Origin of the sequence: Candidatus Bathyanammoxibius amoris (assembly GCA_024451685.1) — a bacterium.
In the GTDB taxonomy this organism is placed as follows: domain Bacteria; phylum Planctomycetota; class Brocadiia; order Brocadiales; family Bathyanammoxibiaceae; genus Bathyanammoxibius; species Bathyanammoxibius amoris.
The window spans coordinates 106,292-119,806 of sequence record JAMXCW010000001.1; the positions used below are offsets into that span (position 1 = coordinate 106,292).

General features: G+C 51.1%; 16 protein-coding genes and 1 tRNA gene. 5 read left to right on the forward strand and 12 right to left on the reverse strand.

The window, feature by feature from the left end; genetic code table 11:
* Positions 1 to 16: 16 nt before the first annotated feature.
* Positions 17 to 646: a cyclodeaminase/cyclohydrolase family protein gene (locus NOU37_00520; GenBank protein ID MCQ4573723.1), complete on the forward strand. Its 630-nt coding sequence runs from the start codon at positions 17 to 19 to the stop codon at positions 644 to 646.
* Positions 647 to 750: 104 nt separating this feature from the next.
* The gene (locus tag NOU37_00525) at positions 751 to 1,302 is read left to right on the forward strand and encodes a hypothetical protein (GenBank protein MCQ4573724.1); all 552 of its coding nucleotides are present in this window, start codon (positions 751 to 753) and stop codon (positions 1,300 to 1,302) included.
* Here NOU37_00525 and NOU37_00530 read toward each other — a convergent pair.
* Positions 1,299 to 1,640: a hypothetical protein gene (locus NOU37_00530; GenBank protein ID MCQ4573725.1), complete on the reverse strand. Its 342-nt coding sequence runs from the start codon at positions 1,638 to 1,640 to the stop codon at positions 1,299 to 1,301. The two genes, NOU37_00525 and NOU37_00530, sit on opposite strands and share 4 nt — an antisense overlap.
* A gap of 236 nt (positions 1,641 to 1,876) precedes the next feature.
* Here NOU37_00530 and dhaK point away from each other — a divergent pair, with 236 nt between their 5' ends.
* A complete protein-coding gene (gene dhaK / locus NOU37_00535) occupies positions 1,877 to 2,875 on the forward strand; it encodes a dihydroxyacetone kinase subunit DhaK (protein MCQ4573726.1) in 999 nt (332 codons plus the stop codon).
* 18 nt (positions 2,876 to 2,893) lie between these two features.
* Positions 2,894 to 3,535, forward strand: coding sequence for a dihydroxyacetone kinase subunit DhaL (dhaL, locus tag NOU37_00540; protein ID MCQ4573727.1), 642 nt, complete (start codon positions 2,894 to 2,896; stop codon positions 3,533 to 3,535).
* Positions 3,536 to 3,899: 364 nt separating this feature from the next.
* On the opposite strand, the gene NOU37_00545 is transcribed toward dhaL, so the two are convergent.
* The 7 genes from NOU37_00545 to NOU37_00575 all read right to left on the reverse strand — a co-directional run bounded on the left by NOU37_00545 (position 3,900) and on the right by NOU37_00575 (position 8,483).
* On the reverse strand, positions 3,900 to 4,082 hold the full coding sequence (locus NOU37_00545; GenBank protein ID MCQ4573728.1) for a hypothetical protein: 183 nt from the start codon (positions 4,080 to 4,082) through the stop codon (positions 3,900 to 3,902).
* 49 nt (positions 4,083 to 4,131) lie between these two features.
* Positions 4,132 to 4,208, reverse strand: a tRNA-Pro gene (locus NOU37_00550).
* Positions 4,209 to 4,423: 215 nt separating this feature from the next.
* Positions 4,424 to 4,828, reverse strand: a complete 405-nt coding sequence (locus tag NOU37_00555; GenBank protein ID MCQ4573729.1) for a DUF3313 domain-containing protein — start codon at positions 4,826 to 4,828, stop codon at positions 4,424 to 4,426.
* 56 nt (positions 4,829 to 4,884) lie between these two features.
* Positions 4,885 to 5,586: a PqiC family protein gene (locus NOU37_00560; GenBank protein MCQ4573730.1), complete on the reverse strand. Its 702-nt coding sequence runs from the start codon at positions 5,584 to 5,586 to the stop codon at positions 4,885 to 4,887.
* Positions 5,587 to 5,588: 2 nt separating this feature from the next.
* Positions 5,589 to 6,500, reverse strand: coding sequence for an MlaD family protein (locus NOU37_00565; GenBank protein MCQ4573731.1), 912 nt, complete (start codon positions 6,498 to 6,500; stop codon positions 5,589 to 5,591).
* Between the two features lie 62 nt (positions 6,501 to 6,562).
* A complete protein-coding gene (locus NOU37_00570; GenBank protein MCQ4573732.1) occupies positions 6,563 to 7,330 on the reverse strand; it encodes an ATP-binding cassette domain-containing protein in 768 nt (255 codons plus the stop codon).
* A 4-nt stretch (positions 7,331 to 7,334) separates the two neighbouring features.
* A complete protein-coding gene (locus NOU37_00575) occupies positions 7,335 to 8,483 on the reverse strand; it encodes an MlaE family lipid ABC transporter permease subunit (protein MCQ4573733.1) in 1,149 nt (382 codons plus the stop codon).
* A 223-nt stretch (positions 8,484 to 8,706) separates the two neighbouring features.
* Between NOU37_00575 and NOU37_00580 the strand changes: the two genes are divergently transcribed.
* Positions 8,707 to 9,264 carry a YbhB/YbcL family Raf kinase inhibitor-like protein gene (locus tag NOU37_00580; GenBank protein ID MCQ4573734.1) on the forward strand — a complete coding sequence of 186 codons (558 nt, stop codon included), beginning with the start codon at positions 8,707 to 8,709 and terminating at the stop codon, positions 9,262 to 9,264.
* A gap of 267 nt (positions 9,265 to 9,531) precedes the next feature.
* Here NOU37_00580 and NOU37_00585 read toward each other — a convergent pair whose 3' ends face one another.
* The 4 genes from NOU37_00585 to NOU37_00600 all read right to left on the reverse strand — a co-directional run bounded on the left by NOU37_00585 (position 9,532) and on the right by NOU37_00600 (position 13,341).
* On the reverse strand, positions 9,532 to 10,833 hold the full coding sequence (locus NOU37_00585) for a 2-oxo acid dehydrogenase subunit E2 (GenBank protein MCQ4573735.1): 1,302 nt from the start codon (positions 10,831 to 10,833) through the stop codon (positions 9,532 to 9,534).
* 73 nt (positions 10,834 to 10,906) lie between these two features.
* Positions 10,907 to 11,875: an alpha-ketoacid dehydrogenase subunit beta gene (locus NOU37_00590; protein MCQ4573736.1), complete on the reverse strand. Its 969-nt coding sequence runs from the start codon at positions 11,873 to 11,875 to the stop codon at positions 10,907 to 10,909.
* A gap of 107 nt (positions 11,876 to 11,982) precedes the next feature.
* Positions 11,983 to 13,047 (reverse strand): pyruvate dehydrogenase (acetyl-transferring) E1 component subunit alpha, encoded by a 1,065-nt coding sequence (gene pdhA, locus NOU37_00595; protein ID MCQ4573737.1) that lies wholly within the window; start codon positions 13,045 to 13,047, stop codon positions 11,983 to 11,985.
* A gap of 12 nt (positions 13,048 to 13,059) precedes the next feature.
* Positions 13,060 to 13,341, reverse strand: coding sequence for a thioredoxin family protein (locus NOU37_00600; protein MCQ4573738.1), 282 nt, complete (start codon positions 13,339 to 13,341; stop codon positions 13,060 to 13,062).
* Positions 13,342 to 13,515 lie beyond the last annotated feature (174 nt).

Below are 13,515 nucleotides of genomic sequence, written 5' to 3' on the forward strand. Positions count from 1 at the left end.
AGAGGATTGCACGCACATGTACTGCAAGGAGCCGCTGGAAAGATACCTGAATGATGCCGCTGCGGGAACGTCCACCCCCGGAGGCGGAAGCGTATCCGCCCTGGCCGGTGCACTGGGTACGACCATGGCCAACATGTCTATAAACATGACCGTGGGAAGACCTAAATTCCAGGCCGTTGAGGAACTGCTTAAGGACAAAGGTAAGAAATTTGAAGACGCCAGGGTGGAACTCCTGGGCCTCATGCATAAGGACATGGAGGCGTATCAAGGTGTGATGGACGCCTATAAACTTCCGAAGGAAGGCACGGAGGAAAAAAAGAGGCGGACAGACGCCATACAGAGCGCCATGAAAGGGGCCATGGACGTCCCTCTCAGGCTCCTCAGGTGTTCACTGGCCATGCTTGAAGACCTGGCCGAGATAGTAGACAAGGTCAACCCCAACCTGATAGGCGACGTCGCCGTCTCCGCCATCCTTGCGCGGGCGGGACTCCTGGGCGGGAAGATAAACGTGCTGGCCAACCTGGTGTACATCAAGGACGACGAGCTGAATAAAACCACTCGTACCGAGTTGGCCCAGGTGGTTGACAGGGCGGAAATCCTCTTTAATAACGTTATGACTAAAGTTGAAGGTGCGTTTACTAAATAAGGTCTCTAAAAAACCCGGCACGGCTGTCATTCTGAGCGAAGCAAAGAATGACAGGAAACGTTATACAAATTACAGCAAAGCTCAGATAAAGACGGCGTTGATTTATGGAATGGAACATCGTTAAGAATACGGGTGAATGCGGCAAGTGCAGGAAAACACTTCAGGAAGAAGAAGTAATCTATTCCTGCCTCCTTCTTGAGACCAACGCCTTCTCAAGGACGGATTTTTGTGAAAACTGCTGGGAAAACACTTCAGACGCCCCTTTCTTCTCCTTCTGGAAGACTAACGTACCACAGAAAAATATTCCCAGGCAGAAGTTGATAGACAACGCCGCCATGCTGAACCTCTTTCTGAGGCTGGGGGAGAACGAGAAGTATCACGACGAGCCGTGGGCAAAGAACATGCGTTACGTGCTGGCGCTCTTCCTCATGCGGAAAAAGCTGCTAAAACTCGAAAAACAGGGTAGCGACGACCTGGGGGAGTTTATGGAACTCTACAGTGTGGAGGAAGATAAACTTTTTAAGATGCACACCCCCAAACTCAGTGAGGAAGAGGTGATGAGGCTTAATGACGAGATTATGAAACTCTTTGACCCCTCCACGGCCGGCCAGAGCATCGTATTCGAGCTGACAAAGGACCCCGCCGCCCCTGCCTAGGCCGTGGCTGCCGGTTCTGCTGGTTCCGCCTTCTCTGTTTTCTTCGCTGTCTTTGCCGTCTTTGTTGTCTTTACCGGTTTTACGGGTTCTGCCTTACGCACCTGACCCGTGTTATGGGGACAGGTGGGACAGTCGGCCGTTATGCCGGCCTTCTTTTTATCACGGAGTTTTTTCCTGATTTCGTCGAGTTTTTCAAGCGGCGTGTCAGTCATCCTTGCCAGCCATAATATCTCTTTGCGGAGCATCCTTGTCACGCCGATACTGGGACACTGCGATTTACGTATTCCAACCGGGCAGCAGCTAACCACCTTCTCCGGGTTTTTTGCCTTAAAAGCCATCTCTCAAGCCTCCATCATGCATTCAGCCTCTTGTGTACAAAACACGGCACCAAAATGTCGAGCTAAAGATTATACCCTTTTAAACCCACAGTTCCAAGCCTTTCCTGTCAGTCTCTTGAAAATGCCTGCAGATTACCAGACTCCACTTGTGTACCTTATTTATTCTTTACAATAGCCGGAATTCACATAATATATTGTCCGTCAGATTAACCGTTAAGGTATTATAATTACTAGACATGAAAAAACTGATAAACGATCCAAATAATGTAGTACGGGAGATGCTGGAGGGGTTTGCCACCGCGCACCACGGGCATGTACGGCTGCTTGAAGACCTGAACGTAGTGGTCAGGAAGGATTCTCCCGTAAAGGGCAAGGTGGCGCTGGTGTCGGGCGGCGGGAGCGGGCACGAGCCGGCCCACGCCGGGTATGTGGGCGCGGGTATGCTGGATGCGGCCTGCGCGGGGGACGTATTTACCTCGCCCAACGTGGAACAGATTCTCGGGGCCATAAGACACGTAGACGGCGGCTCCGGCGTACTTCTGATAATCAAGAATTATACGGGCGACGTGCTGAACTTTGAGATGGCCATGGAACTGGCTGCGAATGAAGGCATCTCCATAGACAAGATAACCGTTAATGATGACGTCTCGGTGGAGGAGACCGGGCGCACGGCAGGCCGGAGGGGGATTGCAGGGACTATATTCATCCACAAGATAGCAGGCGCCAGGGCAGAGGCCGGTGGCACGCTGCATGACGTAAAGGCTTCTGCGGAGACGGCCCTCAAAAACCTGCGTTCTATGGGAATGGCCCTCTCCCCGTGCACCGTACCGGCGACCGGCAAACCCAGCTTCACGCTGGCGGACGACGAGATGGAGATTGGTATGGGAATCCACGGTGAGCCGGGCGTCAGGCGCACAAAGATAATGAGTGCCGACAAGTTGGCCGAGACACTTCTAGAGGGCATTATGGAAGACCTCCCTCTTGATGAAGGGGATGAGGTGGCCCTGATGACGAACGGACTCGGCTCAACACCCGTTATGGAGCTTTATATCGTTCATCGCGCCGCGGCGGCCATACTCAAGGCGAAGGGGTTTAGGCTCTCTGCAAGCTACGTGGGGGAGTTTATGACCTCTCTGGAGATGAGTGGCTGTTCTTTGACCCTGCTGCGGCTTAACAGCGAGCTGAAGCCCCTGTTATTCGCCCCGGCCCGCACACCCGCCTTTATCCAAATTTAATACAATAGGTGAGCAATTATGAAGGATATAACGCCGGAAGTGCTTATCGGTCTGGTCGAGTCACTTGCCGGGACATTTGAGGAAGAGGAATCTTTTCTGAATGAACTTGACTCGAAGGTGGGAGACGGCGAGTGCGGGACCAACCTGCGTAAGGCGTTCAGGACCGCGTCGGACAGGCTCAAGGCAAAACCTCCGGAAGACGCAGTCAGTTTGGTTGAACAGTTAGGCATGCATCTCATTACCTCCTCGGGTGGGACAATCGGGCTGCTGTTTGGTGTGGGAATCCACGCAGCGGGTAAGGAGGCGGGCGGGGGTTCCGGTTTTAAGAAGGCGGCAGACGTAGTAAGGATGGGCAACGCTGCCATTGAGGCCATACAGACGCGCGGCAAGGCCCGGACGGGCGACAAGACCTTCCTGGACGCCCTGGTCCCCGCAGTGGCGGCCTTCAGCGACAGTATAAATAACGGGGCATCCGCCGACAAGGCGCTGAGTGAGGCCGTAAAGTCCGCCCGGCAGGGTGCCGAGGCCACGACGGGCATGATAGCACAGAGGGGCAGGGCCTCTTATCTTGGCGGGCGCAGCATGGGACACATAGACCCCGGCGCCAGGGCATTCGCGCTGGCGCTTGAGAGCGTACAAAGATACCTCATCAACACGTAGGGCCTGTTGAATAGTTTTAGTTGGAGTTGGAAATGTTGGTTGTTTTGAGTTGTAATAGACACCTATTGGACACCAAACTTAGGGACTTGACAATCCTTCCCGCTGGTAGTAGATTCCTCACCTGAGAAGCATACTTATTCGAAGAATTTGGTTCTTTGCCAAGGTGCGCTAAAAGAAAGGGGGAATGTCGTGCTAGACCGGAAATCGATTGTAATTATTATTGCCATAATAATTTTAGGGTATATTTATTTCGTGACAGGGTAAAGGCCTTTATAGAGAAGTGCTTCAACATACTATTGTCTTCGTGGCGCTTCTGCAATTTCTGTAGAAGTTGAGCAACTGTCCGGAAATTTCTTAGATGCCATTACGATTCTCCCTGTGTTTCCAGCGGCCTTTCGATGGTTTTCCCGCAGTTGCATTTTCTGCTCTTCTCGTCACTCATAAACTCTACAGTCTTGCCACAATCAGGACAGTCTATCTCAGTTATTCCTTTCGGCGTTGGTTCCTCAAAATACTTGCCCCCTAATTTAGATCCACCCTCAACCATATTACTTTCCGTTTATCCTAGTTAAGAAACTAAGTGCTTATTAAGGAAGTGGTCGGGGCGACTGGATTTGAACCAGCGACCTCGGCGTCCCGAACGCCGCGCTCTACCAGGCTGAGCCACGCCCCGAGATGGACTCACCGGGGGGTCAATATGTTGAGTCCTTACGTCAAAAGGTGAATCATAATAATACCAAACCTGAACGTCAAGTGACACTTATTTCCATGGTTTGACCTCGAAGATCCCGCCAAAATGACCCTCCCTCTCGGCCTGACCCATCTGCATGATGTCGTCCAGCAGCTTCCCCTCTATGGCGACCTCCCCTTTTGAGATGGGTATGTATATCAGGCGCTGGATATTACATTGCTGTATTTATCTACCGGTGCCAGCTTTACCAGCGCCAGTTCAAGAATCAGGGTCTTCCTCGCGTAATCGGGGCGTTCCTTAACGATAAGGTAATGTTCTCTCAATTCCTCGGCAAATTCGTCATTTATACACTCGGTGATTTCCTCCAGTTCTTCTTCACTGTACGTGTTGTCGTACCACTTGAATTCGGGGAGATGCTCGGTGTTGACGGGCCTTATGACCACGTTCTCGTAGATCGTAAAATCTACGTCGGGCTTGATGTATATACGGTGGAAGTTTGCGGTCTGTTTCATTTCCGGATGGTCGCCCAGGAAGCCCGTCTCCTTGTGGGGCTTTGCCGCGCATGAGATGAGGAAACAGAGGCTCAGGACCAATACAGCCACAAATGGTAGATTAAATTTTCTTGTATCCTTCGCAGTATGGTCTTTTCCAATAATTATCAGTTGCGAACATGGTTTCTTGCCAGATAGCGTGTCGCATTTCCAGTATCTTTTGATTCTTCGGTGACACCCTCTGTGTCTTTGAGGTTGTCTTTAATGGCCTTATATACATCCCCCTGCAACTCGATGGAGATTGCCTGCATCGCCTCGCTCATTGCGGCGATAACGGCCTTTGGGTTTTTACCAGCGCAGGGGACTGAGGAGTGGTAACTATTCTGGAAAAGGACTCTCCTTTTCAGATCCGTTGGCATGCCCTTGATGAGTGTTATCTCCAGGTCGACGACTCCGTGCCAGTTATTACCCAGGTCGTTTTCGTAGATGTCGCGGACGTAACCTTGAATCTCATAGTTCCATTTTGTAGCTCCCGGGATGGGCACAACGGCAAGGTAGGTTCCGGAGTGTATAAAGTCACTGAGCGTCGCAGTAGTTATCATCGCGGCCGGATTTGCAATCCAGCGGTTATAAAAATAAGTATCTCGTTCGAAGGCGCCCTTTTTGTATACCAATCGATTGCTGTTGTAGGTGGTGGCGATGTCGAAATCGCGCACACCCAGCACTACATCGAGCGGTTTCGGCGTGGGGACATTCATGGGTTCATATTCGATCTGGTAGTAGTTGATTTTTACTGCCGGTTGTTTCAGGTTCAGACACCCGGTAACGAGTAACAGGAGAGAGGCGCACAGTATAAGACGCGAGTTCATAGTTAGTCCCCTGAGATTTTTCTTGGTTTGGGGGGCTCACTGAAAATCAATGTTGAGGCCCCTTCCCTTAGTGTCTGGTTTAATTCCCGGACGGTTTCTTGAGCGGCCATCAAGGTGCCATTTAATGCCGTCATGTTTTGCAGTTCAAACGTCACCGCGTTCAAATTGCCCGCCAACATTGACACGTTGTCCAAAAGGGCGTTCAACTTATCAGCGGCTCCATCCTCCTCAAGCCTGCTTACAAGCGTGTGAAGCTTTTTGGCGGTGGCTTCCATGTGGCCAATGGTCTCACCGATCTTTGGGTTATTGAGTTGTGCAACGGCTTTATTTATGTTAGTGACAACATTAGAGTCTTTAAGCTCTGCAACAAGTGTATCCAGGTTATCCAACAAGGTTGTAAGCTTGTCGGAGATCTTCTTGATGTCAAGCTGGTTGATATTATTGACTGTCTTTTGAATCGTATCGCCAAGTTGCTCAAGGTCGGAAAAGGCTGAGGAGACAACTTCATATTTTGGGTGAAACTCTTTCTCTGCCACTTCCCAATCCACATCCAGTTTCATGTCTTTATCCCTGGGTTCGATTTCAACATACCGTAGTCCCGTTATACCTGCATATTTCACGCGCGAGATAAACTGCTCTTTCATATGGAATGATGAATTGACCTCCATTACAATCTCTATAAGTTGCCCGTCCGGAGCGATACGTATCTTGGCAACGCGTCCTATCTTTACCCCTTTGTATTTTACCGCGGCGTCTTTGTCTAAACCGGAGGTGGATTCAGAGACGTAGGTTACGTAGATAGTTTTCTCTGTCGTGCTCAGCAATGAGAATAGTACAATCAAGATCCCGACAACCAGACATATGCCCACGATAACAAATATCCCAACCCTAACCTTGAGAGCGTTACTGGCCACGGCTAAGACCTCCCACGACTATTGCAGAAAGTTTTGTAGATAAACAAGTCTACTATTTTAATCTAGCTGTACACTCCCTCTCCAACCTGACGGTTAAAGAAGTCCCTGACAAAGGGGTCGGCACTCCTGTCCCTCAAGTCTGCGGGATTGCCCTCGGCGATAATCTTCTTGGTCCTTTTATCAAGCATTATTACACGGTTTGCAATGGCGTAAATACTGGGCAATTCGTGTGTTACTATCACCATGGTAGTTCCAAGACTGGCGTTTAACTGCATAATAAGGTCGTCCAGACTCGCGGAGGTGATTGGGTCCAGACCGGCTGACGGTTCGTCGAAGAAGAGGATTTCCGGGTCAAGTGCCATTGCGCGTGCTATCCCCGCCCTCTTTCTCATCCCCCCGCTGAGTTGGTCCGGCAAATAGCCTTCGTACCCGAGAAGTCCTACCATGCCTAGCTTTGCACGGACGAGAAAATCGACCATTTTCCTTGGAAGATGCGTATATTCCTCCAGTGGCAGCGCAACGTTCTCGGCCAGCGTCATTGAACTTAACAGGGCGCTGGATTGAAAGAGTACGCCAAATTTACGTATAATCTGATGGTGCTCCCTGCTGTTGGCAGTGACTAAATCCCTTCCGTCTATAAGGACCTCACCTCGATAAGGCTCCTGGAGGCCAATCATGTGTCTGAGTAGGGTGCTCTTACCGCAGCCGCTTCCGCCCAGGATTATAAATATCTCTCCCTGGTGGACATCGAAGCTTATATTGTTTAGAACCACCTCATTCTCGTATCCGATGGTCAAATCCTTTACCTGTATTACAGGGTTGTTTTCCATAATATTACCATTTAACATAGTTGAACAGAAGAGTAAACAGTGTGTCGGACATGATTATAAGAAAAATACCCGAAACCACGGCAGAAGTGGTCAAACGGCCTACACCCTGCGCACCACCCTCAACCTGCAGGCCCCTCATACATCCGATACCAGATATTAACAGGGCGAACACGAAGCTCTTGAAAACGCCGGTGAATATATCAAATACATCAAGGGCCCTTTCAGTCTGTAATATATAGGTCCATATCGTCAGGTCCAGGAACAAAACCCCTACCACCAACCCGCCGAAGATGCCGACCAGATCGGCCATAAGGGTCAGGATTGGCAACGCGACAACGGTGGCGATGACTTTTGGGACGATTAGAAACCGCGTGGTGTCAAGCCCCATGGACTTAATAGCGTCTATTTCCTCAGAGACCTTCATCGTACCTATCTCTGCGGCGAATGCGGACCCTGACCTGCCGGCGACTATAATTGCTGTCATCAGCGGTCCCAACTCCCTTACAACGGAAAGCCCTACCAGGTTGGCGACATAGATGTTGGCACCAAATTGCTTCAGCTGAACGGCGGCCTGAAATCCCATTATAAAACCTACGAGAAAGTTAATCAACAGTACAATGGGTATGGCCTCTATACCCGTCCTTTCTATGTAGAAAAACACCTCGCCCCACCTGATCTTATGGGGGTACCTGACGGCATAACACAGCCCCAGTGTGACGTCCCCCAGGTATCCACAGGTAAAGACCACGTCTTTTGCAAAGCTTATGCTGGTGGTGCCCGCGCGCAGAAAAAGTCCGGGGCGCTTTTCTTTTAGATGCGCCCGTTCGCGCAGTAACGAGTCCAGGTTAAGTATGTTAAATAGTTTCTGGATCTCAGGTTTGAGATTAGACAACACTACACGGCAACCCCTTTGAGCCAGATTCGCTTTTGTCTGAGTGATGACGGCGGCAGCCGTGCTGTCGAAATAGTCAATCCCGCTGAAGTCTAATTTTATCTCTCTGGCGAGTCTCCCGGAAAGATGTGCGTTTAAGTCGCTTAAGAACGAGGATGAGTTTGCTGTATACAGATTACCGCTGAGCTTTAGGTGCATGAGTTCAGGCCCCTCTTCCACAACGGTAATATTGTAATCAGGAGCTGTTTTGGTCTTCTTCATTCACCAAGAGCCGTTTTTGAACGGGAGTATTATAACCGGTATCGGGAGTTTCTCTCAAACGCATACAATAACTATATTTACAAGAAGATGTCAAGAAAAAGATAACCTTGTTTACAGGGGGTATTAAAGACCGTTCCGGCAACAGATGGAAGTTCATCCCTAAAGTAACTGGATAATTTATCTTGAAATTACAGTTCATTTTAAGTAACTTTCAGTAACAGGGATGAAGCTGAAAGGTAACAATTTATTTTATGTGTTTTTAATAATATGCTGGTTCATTATCGCTTTTGCGATAGGCTTCGCGAGAGGGGATACTGTCCAGGTATTTGAGCTAAGCAGTTCCGCCTTCAAGGACGAGTCGTCAATCCCCAAGAGATATACGTGTGACGGACAAGACGTCTCCCCGCCTTTAAACTGGGGTGGCCAACCTGATGGAACAAAGACTTTCTGTCTCATCTGTGACGACCCGGACGCACCCGCCGGCACCTGGGCGCATTGGGTTATATACGATATTCCTTCCGGCACAAGGGGCCTTCCCGAGGACGTGCCTAAAGAGAGGAGACTCAAGAACGGCTCCAAACAGGGCACAAACGACTTCGGGCGGATTGGCTACGGCGGCCCATGTCCGCCACGTGGCGGACCCCACAGATACTTCTTCAAGCTATATGCACTTGATACAGTTCTTGACCTGCCGCGCGGAGAGACGAAGTCTGACCTGGAGAAGGCCATGGAGGGTCATGACCTCGGCTTCACCAAGCTGGTAGGGTTTTATGGCCGCTAGCGCCTTTCTTGAAAAGATTTTAATATATTAGCCATATGCTGGATTGGAAAAGGCTAAAGGCGACCACAAGGCATAACAGGCTTATAATAATCTGTTTTCACGTACTGATTGCCGTTAAAGTTGCCTCACGGTTCACATCCTCTGATATGCCGGTCTGGGTGTCTGTTGTCTCTTGGACCGGCGTTCTGCTCCCGTTTGCGGCCGGACTGGTGATGACTTGGCTGGCATACTACTATATGTTCCTGTCCGGGGAGGAGGTTAAATAACTCAGCCCGGTTTTTTGTCCGGGCCCAGCCCTACCAGGAACAAATCGGGGTCTTCGAGATATTCCTTCACGGTATTTACGAAGCGTGCAGCGTCTGCGCCGTCTACGACCCTGTGGTCAAAGGTAAGGGATAGCGGCATAATCTTGCGGACAACCACCTTGCCTTCCCTCGCTACGGGCCGGTCCTCAATCCTGCCCAGGCCCAGGATGGCCACCTCAGGGTGGTTTGGGATGGGTGTGAAGTGTGTGCCCCCGATGAAGCCGACGTTGGTTATGGTAAAGGACCCGCCCCTAAGGTCTGCTATGTCAATCTTCTTCTGACGTGCCTTCCCGGCCAGTTCTCCTATCTCTTTTGCTATGTCGAGGACGGCCTTCTGGTCGGCACCCTTTATTACCGGCACGATGACCCCGTCGGGAGTGTCGACGGCGACGCCGATGTTAAAATATTTTTTCAATACGATCTCGTCACCTTCAAGGGTCGAGTTCAAATAGGCGTACTTTTTCAGGCCCTCGATGACGGTCTTTACCACGAACGGGATGTAGGTCAGCTTTACTCCCTTCTTTTTCGCATATTCCTTGTGTGCTTCCCTTATCTCCGCAAGGTGGGTTACGTCGGCATCGTCTTGATGGGTGACAAGCGCGGCGTTTGAAACGGCCTCGCTCATCTTTCTTGCTACCACCTTTTTCACGCCCTTCAGCGGGACTCTTGTTATGTATCCGTACATGTCATACTTCTTGACCTGTTTAATCTCTTTCTTTTCTTTTACGGCAGCGGGTTTCTTTGCGGCAAGGTTCTTCACGTCCCCGGCGGTAACCCTTCCGCCCTTGCCCGTGCCCTTGATGCGCGAGATGTTCACTCCGGATTCCCTGGCCAGTTTTCTTACCGCCGGAGTTGCCAGCACCTTGCCCTTGGACGCTTCCTCTGCGACAGCTTCCTTCCCGGCGGGCCTCTTTTTTTTCTCATACTCATTGTTTTCTTCGGGGGCTTCTTCCAGGACGCCTACGACGGCCTCGCCGTATACCTTTTCCTTCTCTTTCCGGGCGACGGCCTTCGACACCTCCTCTCCCGCTTCCCCGATGGTTATAATAATGTCGCCCACGTAGATGGTATCGCCCTCCCTGTAATTTATCTTAAGCACTGTCCCGGCGGCAGGTGAAGGCAGGGTAAAGACGGCCTTCTCGGTCTCTATGTCGACAATGTCCTGGTCTTCCTCAACCCTGTCGCCCTCTTTAACCTTCCACTCCACCACTATGCCTTCTACAAGGCCTTCGCCGATGTCCGGAAATCTGAAGTCATATGCCATATCGATGCCTGTAAGAAATGTTCTTTCATTGACACGGGGGCGAGGCAGCTTCGCCTCTACGACTAAAAGATTATCAGAACTTCATTACCTTCTCAACACCTTTCAATATCCTCCTCTCATCTGGGAGGTAATAGTTCTCCAGCTTGTACAACGGGAAGGGGACGTCAAAACCCGTCACCCTTTCGACCGGCGCCTCCAAATTAAGGAACGCCTTCTCGTTTATCTGTGCAATTATCTCCGCGCCGAACCCGCATGTCCTGGGCGCCTCGTGTACTATCAAACACCTCCCGGTCCTTTTGACGGAATCCACGATAGTCTTCGTGTCCAGAGGGTTTATGGTCCTGAGGTCTATTATTTCTACGCTGTAGTCTGTTTTGTCGAGGGCCTCGCGCGTATATTTCATCATGGCACCCCAGGAGATAACGGTGAGGTCTGTCCCTTTGTTTATGATATTGGCGCTGCCGAGGGGGATGGTGTATTCCTCTTCCGGCACTTCTTCCTTTATCGCTCTGTATACGCGGGTGGGTTCCAGGAAGACCACCGGGTCCGGGTCCCTTATGGCCGAGATTAAGAGACCTTTTGCGTCATAGGGCCTTGAGGGGATTACCACCTTTATTCCCGGCGTGTGTGCCAGGATTGTCTCCAGGCTCTCACAGTGCAGCTCAAGCGCCCTCACCCCTCCCCCGTAGGGACATCTGATTACCATCGGGCATGTGAGCCCGCCCCTGCTCCTTGTCCTTATTCTGGCGGCATGTGTGGTAATCTGGTCATAGGCCGAGTAGAGGAAGCCGCTGAACTGTATCTCGGCGACGGGACGCATGCCGTTCACCGCGAGGCCGATAGATGTCCCGATGATGCCCACCTCTGAAAGGGGCGTGTCAACCACCCTTTCCGCCCCAAATTCTTCTTGCAGGCCGTCTGTTACCCTGAAGACGCCACCGCTCTTGCCGACGTCCTCACCAAGGACTACCAGCCTCTCGTCTCTCCCCATCTCCTGTCTCAGGGCGAGGTTGACGGCCTGAGCCAGATTTAGTCTAGCCACTGTTGTCTCTCCCGGGAACAGAAAGGTTGTAGACGACACACGGTAGGGGCAATTCATGAATTGCCCCCTGCACCCTTGTAAGGCGTACGTCTAAAAGCTAGAAAGGCTTAGCCCGACAGGTCTTTCATCTGGTCTTTCAGTTCTTCCGTAGGCCGGGCGTATGTACTGGTAAAAAAATCTGCCGGTTCGGGCGGCGGAACCTTTTCATAATCTTCAACTGCTTTTTCTATCAGGTCTTTTGATTTTTGGATAACGGACTGTTTATACTTATCGGTAAGGAGGTCATTCTTTTTCATGTATTTTTCAAGCCTGTCTATAGGGTCTTTTTTTTGCCATTCCTTGACCTCCTGTCTTGTCCGGTACCTTGTGTCGTCGTCGGATGTAGAATGGCCTGCTATCCTGTATGTGATACACTCTATGAGCGTAGGGCCTTTTCCTTTTCTGGCCTTTTCTACGGCGCGGCTGGCGGCACCGTAAACTGCAAAGACGTCGTTGCCGTCCACCTGCACGCCCTCGAATCCATAGCTGAACGCCTTCTGTGCGAGGGTTTCTGAAGCGGTCTGTCTGGCCCTGGGCAGCGAGATGGCATAGCCGTTATTCTCGCATATGAAGACCGCGGGGACCTTGAAGATACCGGCGAAGTTCAGTCCTTCGTGGAAGTCTGCCCTGGAGGTGGCGCCTTCTCCGAATAGTGCCATGTGTACCACCCGCTCCTTGCGCATTTTTGAGGCCCATGCGGCGCCGGTGCAGATAGGTATGTGTGTGGAGACGGGTATGGTAAAGGGGAAGTTGTTGAGTCCTTCAGGGGGCTTGATACCCCCCCTCTCGTCCCCGCCCCTGTACTGAAGCAGCATGTACATGGGGTGGTTCCGGGTAATGAGCGCCCCTACGTCCCTGCCGGAGGGGTACAGCCAGTCCTCTTCCTTCAAGGCATACGCCGCGCCGACCTGTGACGCCTCCTGCCCCCTTGACTGTAAATAAGTCCCCAGTCTTCCCTGCCTCTGAAGCTTGAAGGCCTTGTCATCAAAGGCCCTTATAAGCACCATAAGCTCATAAAGCTCCTTCGTCTGTTCCGGGCTGAGCCTCGGCAGAAGGGACTTGTCGGCATTGCCACGGTTGTCAAGGACCTGCTGGTACTCCACCTTAAAACTCTTGAGGGTCTTTTTAGGCATATGGCGGCCTTTTTAACCCCCCAGGGCCCATTCTTTGAACTTCTCATAGGTGGTGTTGCCGCAGATCTTCTTGCCCGTCTTTTCGTTGTAGAAAAAGGGGACGCCTCCGCAGAATGTGCTGCCGTTTTCGTCCTTGTCCAGTTCCTTCATGAGCGCTGCGTTCTGGCTGTTATGCCAGACCTCAAGCTTCGTGACTTTTACCCCTTCCTCGTTCTCGAGTTTTTCAATCAGGGGGTCCATTTCCTTACAGTGCACGCATTCCGTACCGTAAAAGTCGATAAGCCTGTCTCCCATTTTACAACTTCTCCTGAATTGTTTAAGAAAGACGCGCGGGCGTTCTCTGCATTTGTCATGTTATCCAAATTGCAGCTAATATCAATTGAAAAGCGCTTATTTGTGGAGGAACCAGGACGCTGTGAGGCTGGTTTTGGGGGAACCTTCGGCACGAGCCGTCATTACATCAAGTGG